The sequence below is a fragment of the Exiguobacterium sp. AB2 genome (assembly GCF_000696055.1).
GTDB lineage: Bacteria > Bacillota > Bacilli > Exiguobacteriales > Exiguobacteriaceae > Exiguobacterium > Exiguobacterium alkaliphilum.
Genome location: NZ_JNAA01000057.1, coordinates 69,124 through 85,865, shown reverse-complemented (window position 1 = coordinate 85,865; position 16,742 = coordinate 69,124). Strand labels below are relative to the sequence as shown.

Sequence of the window (16,742 nt, the reverse complement as noted above, 5' to 3'; positions counted from 1 at the left end):
CAATGTCTGCAGCTTTTTTTGATGTGTCGTCACATAGTTAAATATGAAAAGAACGGGAATAAACAAGCAGGAGGTGGGAAGCATGATTGAAGTGGAATCGCTCGTCAAGTCGTACGATGACGTCCCGGCCGTCGACGGCGTCTCGTTCTCGGTGGCGGAAGGGGAAGTGTTCGCCTTTCTCGGTCCGAACGGGGCCGGCAAATCGACGACGGTGCAAATGTTGACGACGCTCGTCCGGCCGACATCGGGTACGGCACGCGTGAACGGTTTTGACATCGTCAAACAAGAGAAGGACGTGCGGCTGTCCATCGGGGTGGCGCTCCAAGAGACGGGCATCGACAAAGACTTGACCGGTCGCGAACTGCTCGTTCTGCAAGGTCGTCTCTTCAAGATGACGAAACAAGAAGCGGAGGCGCGGGCCGAGGAGTTGCTCCGGGTCGTCTCGTTGACGGATGCGGCCGACCGGCGCAGCGGGACGTATTCAGGCGGGATGCGCCGCCGCCTCGATTTGGCGCTCACGCTCGTTCATCGCCCGACAGTCTTATTTTTGGACGAACCGACGACCGGGCTCGACCCGGCGAGCCGAATCGAGATTTGGAACGAGGTGAGACGGTTGAACGAACAGTTCGGGACGACCATCTTTTTGACGACCCAGTATCTAGAAGAGGCCGATGAGCTCGCTGACCGCATCGCCATCATCAACCACGGGAAAATCGTCAGTGCCGGGACGGCGGAAGAGTTGAAACGGCTCGTCGGCGGAGAGACGATCGCGATGACGTTCCATACCGAGCGAGAAGCATCAGAAGCGGCGTCTGCCTTCGAGAAGACGGCGTCTGGTCTACATGTCTCGTTCGAGCTCGAGGCGCTCACGTTGACGGATGTCGTGCGGCGGCTCGATGAACGTATGATCCAGCCCGAACGGTTGACCGTCAAACAACCGTCGCTCGACGACGTATTCTTGAAGGTGACAGGGGAATCGTATGAAGGAGGGGTGCCGAATGTGGACTGAGACGTGGCTGTTCACGAAGCGGAGTTTATTGACGACGATTCGCAATCCATTTTCATTTATCCCGAACTTGATTATCTCGGTCTTCTTCCTACTAGTGTATACGAGCGGATTGTCGAGTGTCGCCTCGTTGCCTCAGTTCGAAGGGAGCGCCTATTTGAACTTCATTCTACCTGTCTCCATCGTCTCAGGTGCGGTCGGCGGTGCTGGTGGGACCGGTCAGGCGCTCGTCCGCGATATCGAGAGCGGGTATTTCGCAAGGCTCCTCTTGACGCCGGCGACACGGACGGCCATCGTGCTTGGCCCGATGATCGCCGGAATGTTACAACTGCTCGTTCAGACGCTTCTTATCTTTGCGGTGGCGTTCTTGCTCGGCTTGAACATTCCGGTCGGTCTGCCTGGCTTCTTGTTCACGGTGTTGCTCGCCATCGGGTTCGGTCTCGGGTTCGCCGGCTATTCGGTCGGTGTCGCCTTGAAAACAAGAAATGCGCAAGCCGCGCAGGCGGGGACACTCCTCTTTTTCCCGCTCATCTTCTTGTCGACGACGTTTGTACCGAAAGAACTGATTGAAGCGGAGTGGCTCAAAGTGGCCGCGACATTTAATCCGACGACATACATTTTTGAAGGGATGCGCGCCGTCTTGACCCAGCCGACGATCGACTGGGGGGCGCTGTCGGCCGGACTCGCCGTCGCGGGGACAATGAGCGTCATCATGATCGTGTTCGCGGCGACGAACGCGCGGGGCGCACTCAAACAAAAATGACAAGCCGGCTCATGCCGGCTCGTCATCAATCATAAAGGTCACGACTAAAAATAAGATGAAGCTGATGAGCGAGAACGTTCCACCGATGATGAAATAGACCATCGTGAACGTCTCGTTCCACTCGAACGGATTCATCGCGTACAGCCACATCCCGCTCGTCAATCCGATTGAGCCGATGACGGCCGTCCAGCCGTGAATGCTGACGAGCACAGGGCGCTTGACGCGATACAGGCGATAGAACACGCCCCAGGCGAAGACGGATAGCCAACCGGCGAGCAAAATATGGGCATGGATGGGACGGAAGGCGTAACTGCCGGCCCCTGACATGTGCGACCCGATTGCCGTCCCGATAACGCCGAACACAGCGGCGAGGCGGATGAGACGCAGACTCCACGTTCTTTCTAACATATGAATCACTCCTTGTTTCAAGATGTTGTCCAGTATACAACAGAAAGATGAACGGAAAATGAACAGAACGACATGAAAAAACGACTCGGTTCCGATGAACCGAGTCGTTACAGGTTTTAAATTAGAGGTACGATCCTGCACCGACATAACGTGGTGCCCAGTAGCCTGATGTGAAGCTCGCGTATTTAACGCCGCCTGTTTCAGAGTTGATCATTCGTGTTTTGCTGAGTGCCATTCCGACGTGTTGAATCGTGCTTCCGTTGTGTGAGAAGAACACGAGGTCCCCAGCTTGAATCGCTGACTTCGAAACTTTTTTCGAGTTTGCGTATTGCGAGCGTGAGTCACGTGGAATCGTCTTGTTGATTGCTTTCTTGTAGACATGGCGCGTGTAACCTGAGCAGTCAAATCCAGCTGTCGTCGTGCCACCGAAGCGGTACGGTACGCCAAGGTACTTTTTCGATTCAGCAACGAGTTTCGAACGTGCGCTTGAAGCTGTTGACGTTGACGCCGTCGTTACCGTTGTAGCTGTACGAGCTTGCAAATACGTGTACGTTGATGAAGCTGAGATGTAACGGTGCGTCCCTTTGTAGTTGATCTTGTAGAAAGAACCGACTTTACCAAGGTATGTATAACGTTGGCCTTTATCCATCTTAGCTACGACTGATGAGTTGAGTGACGCCGATGTACGGATGTTCAAACCGTTCACTTTCGAGTAAGCGAATGTTCCAGTGGAAGCTTCAGCTTGTTCGCTCGTTGTGAAGGCGAGACCCGAGAACGCGAGAGTGGCAGCGACGATGATAGATGCGAAACGCTTTAACATAATCTGATTCCCTCCGTTTTCTAAAATAAAACCCTGTGATTGTATATGGTCGATGTGTGATGACGATAGTAGAGCACAAGTTGCGAGCATTACCCAGTTTCCTGTGCAAATAAACTATATCATGCGCAAGACCGATGGCATTTTTCAATCACAAGTCAAAAAACAGTTTTCTTGTAACATATTTGAAACAATATGCGACGATAAAGACTTATTTGTTACATAGAAACAAAAATGTCCGTTTTCTTTTGAACATCAGGGGAATAGACTGTCATAAAGCCGTTTTTAACAAGTGACGTCAATGAAAAATTGTGATTAGATGAATGAGAACTTTACAAATATTTTTCAAATATAGAAATATGAAAGACAGGTGACTTGCATGAGTCAACAGACCGAACCAGCTAAAAATTATACGCTTCGTGAACTTGAGACGAAGACGTTAAAAGAATTATATGAAATCGCGAAAGAAGTGAACGTGCCCCAATATCGCGAGGCACGCAAGCGTGAGCTCATGTTCCGCATCTTAAAGTCGCAGGCCGAATCGAAGGACCTCTACTTCCTCGAAGGCATCCTTGAGATTATCCCGCCGAACCCACAGTCACAAAATGACGGAGGCTTCGGGTTTCTCCGCCCAATCAACTATTCTCAATCTTCTGAAGACATCTACATCGCCGCTTCACAAATTCGTCGCTTCAACCTCCGAAACGGCGACCTCGTCACGGGGAAAGTCCGCAAGCCGAAAGAGAACGAGCGTTTCCAGGGGCTCCTCAGCGTCGAGGCCGTCAACGGGGAGACGACGGAGTCGACACGGAATCGCGACTACTTCCCGGCCTTGACTCCGATTTATCCTGAGAAGCAGATGGTGCTTGAGACGGAGCCGAACCATCTGTCGGTCCGCGTCATGGATATGATCGCGCCGGTCGGTTTCGGACAACGTGGCTTAATCGTTGCCCCGCCCAAAGCAGGGAAGACATCGTTATTGAAAGAGATTGCGAACTCGATCACGACGAACCATCTGGACGTCGAACTGATTATCCTGTTGATTGACGAACGGCCGGAAGAAGTGACGGATATCCAACGATCGGTGCCTGGGGCGGACGTCGCTTACTCGACGTTCGACGAGACACCGGAGAACCACGCCCGCATCTCGGAACTCGTTCTCGAACGTGCGATGCGCCTCGTCGAGCACAAGAAAGACGTCGTCATCTTGCTCGACTCGATTACGCGTCTGACGCGTGCGTACAATTTGTCGGTACCGCCGAGCGGTCGCACGCTCTCTGGGGGGATTGACCCGGCGGCGTTCCATAAACCGAAGAAGTTCTTCGGCGCGGCGCGTAACATCGAGGACGGGGGCAGCTTGACGATTCTCGGGACGGCGCTCGTCGATACGGGATCGCGCATGGATGACGTCATCTATGAAGAATTCAAAGGAACTGGCAACATGGAGCTCCACCTCGACCGGAAACTCTCGGAACGCCGCATCTTCCCGGCGATTGATATCCGTCGCTCGGGAACGCGGAAAGAAGAGCTCTTACTCGGCAAGGACGAGCTCGACATGCTCTGGACGATTCGCCGCACGATGAACGAGTCGCCGGACTTCCTCGAACAGTTCTTGCGCCGCGTCCGCGAGACGAAGACGAACGTCGACTTTTTCGCGGCACTCGAGGCCGACAAGAAAAAGAGTCGCCGAACGGTGAAAAAAACAAAAACTGACTTGTAAATCTGTGGGCCGGGTGCTATTATATTCTAGTGAACTTTCTCTAGGTTGAAAGAATACTTAGGGCCGAAGGAGTTGAAAAGCAATGAAACAAGGAATCCACCCAGAATACCGTAAAGTCGTATTCATGGACTCGACGACTGAGTTCAAATTCATCTCTGGTTCGACTCGTTACTCTAACGAGACAATCACGATGGAAGATGGTAACGAATACCCACTCATCCGTGTCGATGTATCTTCTGACTCGCACCCGTTCTACACAGGTCGCCAGAAATTCGCATCTGCGGACGGTCGTATCGAGCGCTTCAACAAGAAGTACCAACGTTAATCGTCAACTTGTATGCACACCGCCTAGGGATTGCCCTTGGCGGTTTTTATTTTTTATAGAGAGAAGTCAACCCTTTTTCTTGACGGAAAAGATGGGTATAATCGGGAAGCGATTATCGATGGAGAGGGCGAAGAAAAATGATGCATGTGACGAACCGATACGGTTGGATCGAAGTGATTTGTGGGAGTATGTTTTCTGGGAAATCGGAGGAGTTGATTCGTCGTGTCCGCCGGGCCCATTACGGCAAAATCCCGGTACAAGTGTTCAAACCGGGTATCGACGACCGGTATCATGAAGAGAACGTCGTCTCGCATAGCGGCAACTCGGTCGTGGCCGTCCCGGTCCACTCGAGCCAGGACTTATACGATGCGGTGCGTGAAGAGACGCAAGTCATCGCCATCGATGAGGTCCAGTTCTTTGACGAGGGCATCGTCGACGTGATCGAGCAGTTGGCGTCAGAAGACAAACGTGTCATCTGCGCCGGTCTCGACATGGACTTCCGTGGTGAACCGTTCACGATGATGCCGGAACTGCTCGCACGTGCCGAGTTCGTGACGAAGCTCCAGGCCATCTGTCTGTCTTGCGGCGCCCCGGCGTCGCGGACGCAACGCTTGATTGACGGAGAGCCGGCCCGCTATGAGGACCCGGTCATCTTGGTCGGTGCGGCCGAGTCTTACGAACCCCGGTGCCGTCATTGTCACGACGTCCCGAACAAACCACGTCCGGTCCGCCATACGGTGGCCGATTGATGACCAAAGCGGACCGCCTCGGCGGTTCGTTTTTTGCTATAATGAAGACAGTTCGATTTGACGGAGAAAGGACGGATCATCATGTTTGACCGTTTAAGTGTATTAGAAGAACGCTACATGCAATTGAATGAGATGCTCGCTGACCCAGAAGTGCTCAGCGACTCAAATAAGTTACGCCAATATTCGAAAGAGCAGTCCCAGCTCGAAGAGACGGTGCAGGCGTACCGTCACTATAAAGAGACGAGCGCGGCGTATAAAGAAGCGAAACAGATGCTCGAAGACCGTACGCTCGATAGCGACATGCGCGAGCTCGCGAAAGAAGAGATGTCGCTCCTCGAGCCGGAAGTGAAAGCGCTCGAGGCGAAGCTCCGCGTCTTGCTCCTACCGAAAGACCCGAACGACGACAAGAACGTCATCGTCGAGATTCGCGGGGCTGCCGGAGGGGACGAGGCGGCGCTGTTCGCGGGTGATCTTTATAAGATGTATACGCGTTTCGCCGAACGGCAAAATTGGAAAGTCGAGTTAATCGACGCCAACTATACGGAGCTCGGCGGTTTCAAAGAAGTGACGTTCCTCATCAACGGGAACGGGGCCTACTCGAAGCTGAAATTCGAGAACGGGGCCCATCGTGTCCAGCGTGTCCCGTCGACCGAATCGGGCGGGCGGATTCATACGTCGACGGCGACCGTCGCCGTATTGCCGGAAGCCGAGGACGTCGAAGTCCACATCGACATGAAAGATGTCCGTGTCGACACGTTCACATCATCCGGACCGGGCGGGCAGTCGGTCAACACGACCCAGTCGGCCGTACGCTTGACGCACATCCCGTCGGGGCTCGTCGTCTCGTGCCAAGACGAGAAGTCGCAACATAAAAATAAAGACAAAGCGCTCAAAGTACTCCGGGCCCGCCTCTACGACAAGATGCAGAGTGAACACATGGAAGAATTGTCGGCCCAGCGGAAGTCGGCCGTCGGGACGGGTGATCGTTCAGAGCGAATCCGGACATACAATTTCCCGCAGAGCCGCGTGACCGACCATCGTATCGGACTCACGCTTCAAAAGCTCGATCGCGTGCTCGCCGGTGAACTCGACGACATCATCGACGCGCTCGTCATGGACGAACAGGCTCGCTTGATGGAGGATGCGGAATGATGCGAATCGCCGCCGCGTTGAAAACAGCAGAGCGCACACTGGCTGAAGCCGGCCGTGACGCCTCGATGGCGGAATGGTGGCTGATGCACGTCCTTGACGTCGACCGGACGGGGTTGTTGATTCGACTGTCGGATGAACTTTCAACTGTCGAGGCGAAAGCTTTTACGGACGGTATGGCACGCCTTCTCGACGGTGAACCCGTCCAGCATCTGATTGGGCAGGCACCGTTTTACGGACGGGTGTTTGAAGTGAATCGTGACGTCTTGATTCCGCGGCCGGAGACAGAAGAGCTGATTGAGTGGGTCGTGTCCCATGTCGGCGCCGTCGCAGATGACGAGACGGTCGATGTCGGGACGGGCTCGGGTGCAATTGCCATCACGCTTAGCCTCGAGCTCGGAAAACGCGTCCAAACGGTCGATATTTCCCGGGAAGCCATCGCTGTGGCGAAGCGAAACGCCGAAGCGCTCGGAGCTGACGTCGTCTTCCATGAAGGGGACTGTCTCACTCCGATCGCCGATGCGTCGATTCGGGTGCCCGTCTCGAATCCGCCCTATATCGAGGCGGACGAACTGCTCGACGAGACCGTCGCGGGCTTCGAGCCACACCTCGCTTTGTTCGGCGGGGTGGACGGGCTCGACTTTTATCGAACGATTATCGAGGACTCGAAACGGGTCATGCGTGCCGATTGGCAGTTAATCGCGTTTGAAATCGGGTGTAACCAAGGACAAGTTGTGAAAACGTACCTATCCGAACGTTATCCTGAAGCAGAAACGGGTATTTTAAAAGATATAAACGGTAAAGACCGAATCGTCTACGCCGTGAGGGAAGGGATTGCGTATGGAAACGAAATGGATCAAACCGACTGAAGTGAAGATTGGGGTGGAGCTCTTGAAGGCGGGTGAGGTGATTGCCATGCCGACGGAGACAGTGTATGGTCTCGCCGGAGATGCGACGAACGATGTCGCGATTCGCAAGATTTTTGAGGCGAAAGGCAGACCGGCAGACAACCCGCTCATCGTTCACGTCGCATCAGTCGAACAGGCCGGACATTTCGCGCAAACCATCCCGCCGGTCGCGAAGCGCTTGATGGAAGCGTTTTGGCCCGGTGCCTTAACGATTATCTTACCGTCAAACGGTCGGGCGTCTTCGCTCGTGACAGCGGGACTCGATTCAATCGGGCTTCGGATGCCGGACCATGACGCCGCGCTCGATTTGATTCGCTCGTCTGGCCTCGGTCTGGCGGCACCGAGCGCGAACCGGTCTGGCCGGCCGTCTCCGACGTCTGCGAAGCACGTGGCCGATGATTTATCCGGTCGTATCGCGGGTATTATGGATGGGGGACCGACAGGCATCGGTGTCGAGTCGACTGTAATCGACTGCACGACAGAACCGGCGACGATTTTACGTCCCGGCGGCGTGACGAAAGAAGCAATTGAGGCCGTAATCGGTCCGGTCAACCTCGATGCCAACTTGAACGACGAGACCGCGACACCGCGCTCGCCGGGGATGAAGTACACGCATTACGCCCCGAGCGCACCACTTTATCTCGTCGACGGGGGACGCGACGACCTCGTCCAAATCGTCACGGCACGTAAGGAAGCCGGCAAACGCGTCGGCGCGCTCGTGTTCGATGAAGAGCCGACCCCAGCCGACGTCACACTCTCGCTTGGTCGTTCGATGGAGACGGCGGCACAACGGCTGTATGAGGCGTTACGAAAATTTGATGAGACCGATGTGGAAGAGATTTACGTGAACCGGATTGAGCCGACGGGAGTCGCGCTTGCCGTCTACAACCGCCTCTATAAAGCGGCGGGCGGGAAAGTCGTTCGGTCACACGAAGAGGCCTAAGGACATAGAGGAGGATCACGCGATGTCAATGAAACGCGTATTATTCATATGTAGCGGAAATACATGCCGCAGCCCGATGGCGATGGCATTGCTTCGCTCGAAAGTAACAGGTGACGAATTTGATATCCGCTCGGCCGGACTTCGGACGATGCAAGGGTTCGATGCCTCGGAGAACGCCCTGCAAGTGTTGCGGGAACGTGGGATTGAACTCGACCATGTGACACAGACGTTTGACGATGTGCTCGGCCGTTGGGCCGATGTCATCTTGACGATGACACGCGCGCACCGTGAACAGATTCGAGACATGCACCCGGAGCTCGCCGACCGCACGTACACGCTCTACGAATTCGTGACCGGACTCGAACGAGACATCAACGACCCATTCGGAGGGTCGATGAACGTCTATCGCCAAGTCCGAAACGAACTCGAACCACTCGTCAATCGACTTGTGCTAAAATTGACGAATGATGGGTCAAAGGTGACGAAACCACCGAGACGCTTACCAAAAAAACGGGGGAATGAACGAATGAAAATCGCAATCGGCGCCGATCACGGCGGATTCAATTTAAAAAAGGACATCGTCGGATTACTCGAGGAATTGGGACATGAGTATAAAGACTTCGGGACGCACTCAGCCGAGTCGATCGACTATCCAGACGTCGCTATCCCGGTCGCGGAAGCGGTCGCGGCAGGTGAGTTCGACCGTGGGATTTTGATTTGTGGCACAGGGATTGGAATTGGCATTGCGGCCAATAAAGTGAAAGGGATTCGTGCCGCGCTCGTCCATGACTCGTTCAGCGCGAAGGCGACACGTCAACATAACGACTCGAACATCATGACGCTCGGTGAACGGGTCGTCGGACCAGGCCTTGCTTTGGATTTGGTTGAGACGTGGCTCGACACGAGTTTCGAGGGCGGTCGCCACTCGAACCGTGTCGACAAGATGAGTGCGTACGAATCGAAGTGACGACGATGAAGACGGAGCTTTTGCACTTATTGACGGAGTTGCATGAACGGTTTCCGTTAGATGAGGAAAAGATTCTCGTCATCGGTTGTTCGACGAGTGAAGTGCTCGGCAAGACGATCGGGAAGGCCGGGTCGATGGATGTCGCCTCGGAATTCATCGAGGCGTTCCAAACGTTTCGGGACAAAACCGGCGTCCACCTCGCCTTCCAAGGGTGTGAACACATTAACCGTGCCCTCACCGTCGAACGTCGGACGTTAAAACAGTTCGGGTTGACGGAAGTGACCGTCGTCCCGATTCGGGCGGCCGGGGGCGCGATGGCCGAGAAGGCGTATGAACGTTTGGACGCGCCGTGCGTCGTCGAAACGATTCAAGCGGACGCCGGCATCGACATCGGCTCGACGTTGATTGGTATGCACTTGAAGCCGGTCGCGATTCCCGTCCGCTTGTCGGCAAAACAGCTCGGTGAGGCATACGTCACGTTCGCCATCACCCGGCCGAAACTGATTGGTGGCCCGCGGGCGCACTATCCAGCCAAATAAACGAAGCCGGTCCGTCATGGACCGGCTTCGTTTGCGTTATACGTCCTCGCTGAACAAGTACGACACGACCATCGGGAACCGCTCGCGCCAGGCGATTTCGTTGTGCACGCCTTCTTCGATGACCTCGAAGCGAATATGCTCCACCTTATCGCGGAGCAGGGCGTAGACACGTTCGCTCGACTCGAGATACATCTCGTTCGTCGGCCCGTCCGCCGTCGGCTGTTCGACTTCTTTACGGCCGACGTCCATGTAAAGCCGTTCAACGCCTTTCAAATCGCTCGCTTCAATCAACTGCTCGAGTTCCGTCTGATTGAACCAGAACGCTGAGGACAACGAAGCGACACGCTTGAAGGTGTCAGGATAGACGCAAGCGGCGTAAATCGAGATTAAGCCCCCCATCGAGCTGCCCATCATCGCCGTTTCGTCCGGCTTCGTCCGATAGTTCGCATCGATCATCGGCTTCAACTCTTGGGCGATATATTCGATATAAGCTGAGCCTTGACCGCCGAGCGTCACGTCTTGACCGAGCAAGCTCTCGCCGATGTACGGGTTCTCCCACGGTCCGTACTCATCGAGCCGCGTCTCGCCGGGAGCCGAGTCGATGCCGACGATGATAATGTCTCGTTTCGAGGCGTCTAAATATTCACCGGCACGCCAACTCATCTTATAGCTCGCATCCTCGTCAGCGAACACGTTCTGTCCGTCATGCATATAAAGCACCGGATAGCGCTTGTCCGACATCTCGTAGTCGGCCGGCGTGTAAATCCGAACGGTCCGTTCGCGATCGAACGGGGTAATCGTGATTTGTTTCGTCTCAATCATAAACATCCTCCTCTGATCGTCTTCTTCAGTATAATACCCGACTTATGCCATGATTAGACGATACCCAAAAAAAGAAGCTTATGTTACGATGGGGGTGTTGATTTTTAGACATTCAGAGGGGGTTTCAACATGGTAAACACGACGAAGTTGAAAGTGCAGGATGCGGAATTGTTTGAAGCGATGCAACACGAGCTCGATCGCCAACGGGAGAACATCGAACTCATTGCCTCGGAGAACTTTGTCTCAGAAGCAGTCATGGAAGCGCAAGGTGGCGTATTGACGAACAAGTACGCGGAAGGCTATCCGGGCCGTCGTTACTACGGTGGTTGTGAGTTCGTCGATGTGGCCGAAAACATGGCCCGCGACCGCGCAAAACAGCTATTCGGTGCCGAACATGCGAACGTCCAGCCGCACTCGGGCGCGCAGGCGAACATGGCCGTCTACTTCACAATCCTTGAAGCAGGCGACACAGTGCTCGGGATGAACTTGTCGCACGGCGGTCATTTGACGCACGGAAGTCCGGTCAACTTCTCAGGCGTTCAATACAACTTCGTCGAGTACGGTGTGGACAAAGAGACAGAACACATCGACTATGACGTCGTCGCAGCCCTCGCGAAAGAACATCAACCGAAACTCATCGTCGCTGGTGCCTCGGCATACCCGCGGACGATTGATTTCGCCAAGTTCCGTGAGATCGCCGACAGCGTCGGTGCGTATCTCATGGTCGACATGGCCCACATCGCTGGACTCGTCGCGGCCGGCCTTCATCCGAACCCGGTCGAGCACGCGCACTTCGTCACGACGACGACGCACAAGACACTCCGTGGTCCACGTGGGGGGATGATTCTTTGTAAAGAAGAGTTCGCCAAGGCAATCGACAAGTCGATTTTCCCAGGCATTCAAGGCGGTCCGCTCATGCATGTGATCGCAGCGAAAGCGGTAGCGTTCGGTGAAGCGCTACAACCTGAATTCAAAGACTATCAAGCACAAGTCATCAAAAATGCACAAGCGCTCGCGAAAGGGTTAGAAGAAGAGGGGCTCCGCATCGTATCAGGCGGCACGGACAACCACCTTCTCCTCGTCGACCTCCGCGGCATCGACATCACCGGGAAAGCGGCCGAGCATGCGCTCGACGCGGCCGGCATCACGGTGAATAAAAACACGATCCCATTCGATCCGGCATCACCGTTCGTCACGAGCGGGATCCGTCTCGGCACGGCGGCGATGACGACGCGTGGCTTCAAAGAAGACGATATGCGTGAAGTCGCCCGGTTGATTGGGCAAGTATTGACGAATCATGAAGATGAAGCGGTGCTCGCGACAGCACATGAAGAAGTACGTCGTTTGACGGCGAAGTTCCCGCTCTACCCGGAACGAGGCTGACGCATGGACGCACGGACACTCGCAGACCGAGAACTCGCGACACTGCCGCTCCTCGACATGACGGAATGGCTCGCCAGGAAAGGCGAGCACGACCTGACGTTTCGGCTTGTGGCGAATGAATTCGGTGTCATCACGACGCTGCTCGACCACGGTTATTTCAGTGAGGCGAGCGAACGGATTGTGCCGCTTCTCGGGATGAAAGTGCCGGCTGCGTTCCATCGACTCGGACTCGCGCTCGAAGTGAAAGCGAACGGAAAGAAGGCGGCCAAGCGCCGCTTTCGTTCGTTCACGCCGGCCGTCATGAACCATGCTGACTTGTCGGACTGGCGGCATGCCTTTAAATGGGAGAAAAGATGGCTCGGGTTACCGGCTGCGATCGTGCTCGCCCTTGTCGCCTTGGCGTTCTGGCCCGACGAACCGGCACCCGTCCCGACCGTGAACGAGCCGACGGTTGATACGATCACGGAAGACGAGGCGCTCGCGGAGCGGCTCGAAGAACTTGAACAGGAAGTGGCCCGTCTCGAACAAGAGAACGAGGCGCTGCAGGCGGAAGAGGCAACACCGGAACCTGTTACGGAACCACCGGCCGTCATCCCGCTCACAGAGATCGAGTCGCTCGTCTCGGATAAGCGCTACGAGGAAGCGGACGCGTTGCTCGTCGGGGAGCCGAAAGCCGGACAAGAGCAGGCGGTCGGATTTTATCGCCTACTCGTCGACAATAAGCTGAATCAAGCGGAGATTGCCGACTATGCCGCCTATGTCGAAACGTATCCCGATTCCGGGTACAAGGCGGACGTCTTATGGATGAAAGGGATTGCCGAGCGTAAGGCCGGGGATGCGGCTTACCGGGAGACGCTCGCCGAAGTCGCGGCGATGGAAGGGACGTATTGGGCACCGATCGCTGAGTCGGTCCTTGCCGGAGACTGAGGTTGTAGCTTAGGCTACAGCCTCTTTTCTCATCAAATTCTAATCGGATTCACCAAGCGTTCTCAAGTGACTCTCGTATCATGAAGAAAAAGATGAAGGAGCGATAGGATGAGACGTAGCAGAACAGGTTGGTTTGGCCGGATGGTGCGAGGCGTGGTCGTGAGTGTGTTGGCACTCTCGCTCATGGCGGTCGGTGTATTTGGATTTTTATTTTTTACGGTGACGGGCAACGACTGGCTCGGTCAATGGATGTCTTACGGAAGCGAGCTGTCGCTTCAAGCGGATGGATTCGAGTCTCGTGTGGAACGGTGGACCGACTCACTTGAGGCGCGGGTAGGTCAACTGATTCCGGAGACGATCCGGCCGTTTTTCGACTGAACAATCCGGGAACAGAATAACGATGCGTCGGGCGGACTGCTCGGCGTTTTTTGCAGAGAGGATGAAGACGATGGCAACGATTCTTGTCGTCGAAGACGACGTTAAAATTGCACGGCTGTTACAACTCGAACTGATGCACGCAGGGTATGCGGTCGAAGTCGAGCACGATGGACGGACCGGGCTCGAGCGGGCGCTTCAAGGTGGGATTGACTTGATGCTCCTTGACGTCATGTTGCCCCACATGAGTGGCCTCGAAGTCGTGCGCCGCATCAAAGCCGAGCAACCGACACTGCCGGTACTCATGGTGACGGCGCGAGGCGACCGGTATGACAAGGTGAGCGGGCTCGACCTCGGGGCAGACGACTATATCACGAAGCCGTTCGAGATGGAGGAGTTACTCGCCCGGATTCGTGCCTTCTTACGGATGCGCCAACACATTCAAACCGATACGAGCGAACGAACTTTTTCTTATGAAGGCCTCACCGTCGACGTCAACCGTCATGAAGTGACGTGTGACGGGGCGCATGTGGAATTGACGCGGCGTGAGTTCGACTTGCTCGCCTATTTGATTGAATATCCGGAGCGGGTGTTGACGCGCGACCAATTGCTCGAACACGTCTGGGGTTTCGATTATTACGGGGACACGAACGTCGTTGACGTGTACGTGCGCTATGTCCGGAAGAAGCTCGGGGGCAGTTGGATTCAGACCGTTCGCGGTGTCGGATACATGTTGAAGCGTGGTGAATAAGATGAAGCTGCGCACGAAAATCGCCCTCGCGATGACGGGATTCATGTTATTTCTGCTCATCACGTCGTTCGGGGTCGCGTGGCTCGTCTCCCGTCATCAAATCATCGATTCCCGCTATGACGTGTTGCGACAAGCGCTCAGCCTACTAGAAGAAGATACGCGCAATCGTGACGCCGTCGTCTCGCTCCATGAAGACAGTGTCGTCCTCGAGCGGCAAGTGAACGGGGAATGGGCCATCGTCGGTGGTTCGACCGCGGACGGGCTGAGCTTCCCGGTCAATTACGGGGAGCCGGCACTGATTGGTGACTGGTTCGTCATCGCGACATCGAACGGGCTCGCTTACGGGTTCGAGGATGCGGCGGTCAGTGAGACGCTTCGCACGCTCGCGACGATTTTTGTCATCATCTTCTTGATCGCCGTCGCTGTGATGTTCATCGGCAGTTTATGGATTGTCCGCCAAGGGCTCGCACCGCTTCGAAAGCTAGAGGCGACGATGCAACGTATCACCACGTCCGGGACGCTCGAAACGATTGAGGTCGGCTCTGACGAGGACGAAGTGGCGACGCTCGCGGACGGCTTCAATCAGATGATCGGTCGGGTCGAAGGGTCGATGGACGAACAACGACGCTTCGTCGCCGATGTTTCACATGAACTGAAGACGCCGCTCACGGTCATCGAAGGCTATGCCAAACTGCTCCGGCGTTGGGGGCAGAGCGACCCGGCCGTCCGTGACGAGGCGATCGACCATATTTTGACGGAGTCGCGCCAAATGCGTGAAGACTTGATTGAACCGATGCTCGAGTTGAGCCGTTTCCCTACAATCGAAGAAGTCGAGTCCGAGGCGATTGAGTTGACGCAGCTAGCAAGTCAGCTCGAGGAACGGTTCGAACGTTCGCACGGCAAACGGGTGCCAATCGAGGTGACGGGGCAGTGGCAAGGTCATCGCGATTCGCTTCAGCGCTTGCTCGTCATTTTCATCGACAACAGTTTGAAGTATGCCGAGGACACGCGCGTCACGATGACGCCGACACGGATCGAGGTCCGTGACCACGGGCCGACGCTCGATGAAGAGGAACGGGGGCGGCTGTTCGACCGGTTTTATCGGCTCGATGAGGCGCGAGACCGGAGTGGTAGCGGGCTTGGGCTCGCCATCGCGAAAGAGGTGGCGGATTTGAACGGCTGGACCGTCGGGAGTTACGCCAACGCACCGAGCGGGAGCGTCTTTTACGTCACGAAATGAAAGAAGTTTCGCAACTTCTCATCGTTCTCTAATGGAATCTTCGTGGTGCTCTAAGGTCGACCTTCTATGATAAAGGTGTAGATCAGGAACACCACACGAAATGAGGAGGAATTGAACATGAAATTAATTGGATGGATTTTAGGCGTCGGCTTGGCGGTACTCGCCGTTGCCGGGATTGGGTTGTATGTCGCCAACGATAAGACGGACACGGTCATCGTCCCACGGGCGATTGACAGTGCGAGCAGCGGATCGAACGGGTCTGACGATGCAAGAGATGACGCACGAGACGACGGACAAGTCCAGACGAATGATGATGCGGCTGAGCCGGCGCAGTCAGGTGATATCCCAATCCGTTCTGTCGATGACGACGATGACTATGAATTGTACGGCACGCTCGTCGCCTTGACGGACCGTGACGTCACAATCAGCTTTAGCGGCAAAGAGTCGACGTATCCGCTCGCGGCCCGTCATGAAATCGATGATGACACACCGAAAGCGGGCGATCGCGTCACACTCGAGTTCAACCGCAACAACGAAGTGAAGGAAGTCGACCGTGAGAACGACGACTTCGACATTTACGGCACGTTCGTCAAGATGTCCGACCGTGATGTGACGATTGAACGAGAAGGACAACAGTTGACGTTCCCATTGGCAGCGCGCTATGAACTCGATGACGGGATGCCGAAAGCTGGCGACCGCGTCAAGCTTGAATTGAATCTGCAAGAGCAAGTGAAAGAGATTGAGTTGGAAGATGACGACGATGACGACGACGACGACGATCGTGACGACGACTAATACACGCATACAAGGGAAGGTGCCACGCGCGGTGGCACCTTTTTTCAAATCGTAACACTTCTGAAAACATAATCGAAACAACATATATGATATGATGAATAAGGAATTTTTAGGGGGTCGTATCCTAGGGACGGCCAAATGGGGACGGAGGTGCC

The 16,742-nt window shown here is 55.2% G+C and carries 19 protein-coding genes and 1 pseudogene; 17 read left to right on the top strand and 3 right to left on the bottom strand.

The genetic code is table 11. The features are described 5' to 3' along the window. The first annotated feature begins 82 nt into the window (after positions 1–82). Positions 83–1,009, top strand: a complete 927-nt coding sequence (locus tag DI14_RS08280) for a daunorubicin resistance protein DrrA family ABC transporter ATP-binding protein (RefSeq protein WP_034807397.1) — start codon at positions 83–85, stop codon at positions 1,007–1,009. Continuing rightward, positions 999–1,769 (top strand): ABC transporter permease, encoded by a 771-nt coding sequence (locus DI14_RS08275; protein ID WP_034807395.1) that lies wholly within the window; start codon positions 999–1,001, stop codon positions 1,767–1,769. The genes DI14_RS08280 and DI14_RS08275 overlap by 11 nt, the downstream gene beginning before the upstream one ends. A gap of 9 nt (positions 1,770–1,778) precedes the next feature. Here DI14_RS08275 and DI14_RS08270 read toward each other — a convergent pair whose 3' ends face one another. Beyond that, positions 1,779–2,177, bottom strand: a complete 399-nt coding sequence (locus DI14_RS08270) for a hypothetical protein (RefSeq protein ID WP_034807394.1) — start codon at positions 2,175–2,177, stop codon at positions 1,779–1,781. A 121-nt stretch (positions 2,178–2,298) separates the two neighbouring features. Next, the gene (locus DI14_RS08265) at positions 2,299–2,997 is read right to left on the bottom strand and encodes a C40 family peptidase (RefSeq protein ID WP_034807393.1); all 699 of its coding nucleotides are present in this window, start codon (positions 2,995–2,997) and stop codon (positions 2,299–2,301) included. A 376-nt stretch (positions 2,998–3,373) separates the two neighbouring features. Here DI14_RS08265 and rho point away from each other — a divergent pair, with 376 nt between their 5' ends. From rho to DI14_RS08220, 9 genes and pseudogenes are all read left to right on the top strand, one after another. Beyond that, complete coding sequence (gene rho / locus DI14_RS08260) at positions 3,374–4,714, top strand: transcription termination factor Rho (RefSeq protein ID WP_034807392.1); 1,341 nt, start codon at positions 3,374–3,376, stop codon at positions 4,712–4,714. Positions 4,715–4,796: 82 nt separating this feature from the next. Next, positions 4,797–5,039: a type B 50S ribosomal protein L31 gene (locus tag DI14_RS08255; protein ID WP_021066109.1), complete on the top strand. Its 243-nt coding sequence runs from the start codon at positions 4,797–4,799 to the stop codon at positions 5,037–5,039. A gap of 137 nt (positions 5,040–5,176) precedes the next feature. Beyond that, positions 5,177–5,788: a thymidine kinase gene (locus DI14_RS08250; protein WP_034807391.1), complete on the top strand. Its 612-nt coding sequence runs from the start codon at positions 5,177–5,179 to the stop codon at positions 5,786–5,788. An 81-nt stretch (positions 5,789–5,869) separates the two neighbouring features. After that, positions 5,870–6,940 (top strand): peptide chain release factor 1, encoded by a 1,071-nt coding sequence (gene prfA, locus DI14_RS08245; protein ID WP_034807429.1) that lies wholly within the window; start codon positions 5,870–5,872, stop codon positions 6,938–6,940. Then, entirely contained in the window at positions 6,940–7,806 is an 867-nt protein-coding gene (prmC, locus tag DI14_RS08240; RefSeq protein WP_034807427.1) for a peptide chain release factor N(5)-glutamine methyltransferase, read from the top strand. The genes prfA and prmC overlap by 1 nt, the downstream gene beginning before the upstream one ends. Next, positions 7,778–8,788, top strand: a complete 1,011-nt coding sequence (locus tag DI14_RS08235) for an L-threonylcarbamoyladenylate synthase (protein WP_034807389.1) — start codon at positions 7,778–7,780, stop codon at positions 8,786–8,788. The genes prmC and DI14_RS08235 overlap by 29 nt, the downstream gene beginning before the upstream one ends. 22 nt (positions 8,789–8,810) lie before the next feature. Continuing rightward, a pseudogene (locus DI14_RS15625) lies at positions 8,811–9,224 on the top strand (low molecular weight protein arginine phosphatase); the annotation flags it as partial. A 90-nt stretch (positions 9,225–9,314) separates the two neighbouring features. Next, entirely contained in the window at positions 9,315–9,755 is a 441-nt protein-coding gene (gene rpiB, locus DI14_RS15520) for a ribose 5-phosphate isomerase B (RefSeq protein ID WP_034807422.1), read from the top strand. 5 nt (positions 9,756–9,760) lie between these two features. Further along, positions 9,761–10,294: a TIGR01440 family protein gene (locus tag DI14_RS08220; protein ID WP_081825863.1), complete on the top strand. Its 534-nt coding sequence runs from the start codon at positions 9,761–9,763 to the stop codon at positions 10,292–10,294. A gap of 36 nt (positions 10,295–10,330) precedes the next feature. On the opposite strand, the gene DI14_RS08215 is transcribed toward DI14_RS08220, so the two are convergent. Further along, complete coding sequence (locus DI14_RS08215) at positions 10,331–11,116, bottom strand: alpha/beta hydrolase (protein WP_034807386.1); 786 nt, start codon at positions 11,114–11,116, stop codon at positions 10,331–10,333. Between the two features lie 129 nt (positions 11,117–11,245). On the opposite strand from DI14_RS08215, the gene glyA reads away from it, so the two are divergent. The 6 genes from glyA (at position 11,246) to DI14_RS08185 (ending at position 16,587) form a co-directional block, all read left to right on the top strand. Next, positions 11,246–12,499 carry a serine hydroxymethyltransferase gene (gene glyA / locus DI14_RS08210; RefSeq protein ID WP_034807384.1) on the top strand — a complete coding sequence of 418 codons (1,254 nt, stop codon included), beginning with the start codon at positions 11,246–11,248 and terminating at the stop codon, positions 12,497–12,499. A gap of 3 nt (positions 12,500–12,502) precedes the next feature. Further along, positions 12,503–13,426 carry a bZIP transcription factor gene (locus tag DI14_RS08205; protein WP_034807382.1) on the top strand — a complete coding sequence of 308 codons (924 nt, stop codon included), beginning with the start codon at positions 12,503–12,505 and terminating at the stop codon, positions 13,424–13,426. 108 nt (positions 13,427–13,534) lie between these two features. Next, entirely contained in the window at positions 13,535–13,804 is a 270-nt protein-coding gene (locus DI14_RS08200; RefSeq protein ID WP_152545889.1) for a hypothetical protein, read from the top strand. A gap of 70 nt (positions 13,805–13,874) precedes the next feature. Next, on the top strand, positions 13,875–14,552 hold the full coding sequence (locus tag DI14_RS08195) for a response regulator transcription factor (RefSeq protein WP_034807379.1): 678 nt from the start codon (positions 13,875–13,877) through the stop codon (positions 14,550–14,552). 1 nt (position 14,553) lies between these two features. After that, complete coding sequence (locus DI14_RS08190; RefSeq protein ID WP_034807378.1) at positions 14,554–15,792, top strand: cell wall metabolism sensor histidine kinase WalK; 1,239 nt, start codon at positions 14,554–14,556, stop codon at positions 15,790–15,792. A gap of 117 nt (positions 15,793–15,909) precedes the next feature. Then, the gene (locus DI14_RS08185; RefSeq protein ID WP_034807377.1) at positions 15,910–16,587 is read left to right on the top strand and encodes a hypothetical protein; all 678 of its coding nucleotides are present in this window, start codon (positions 15,910–15,912) and stop codon (positions 16,585–16,587) included. Positions 16,588–16,742: the final 155 nt, after the last annotated feature.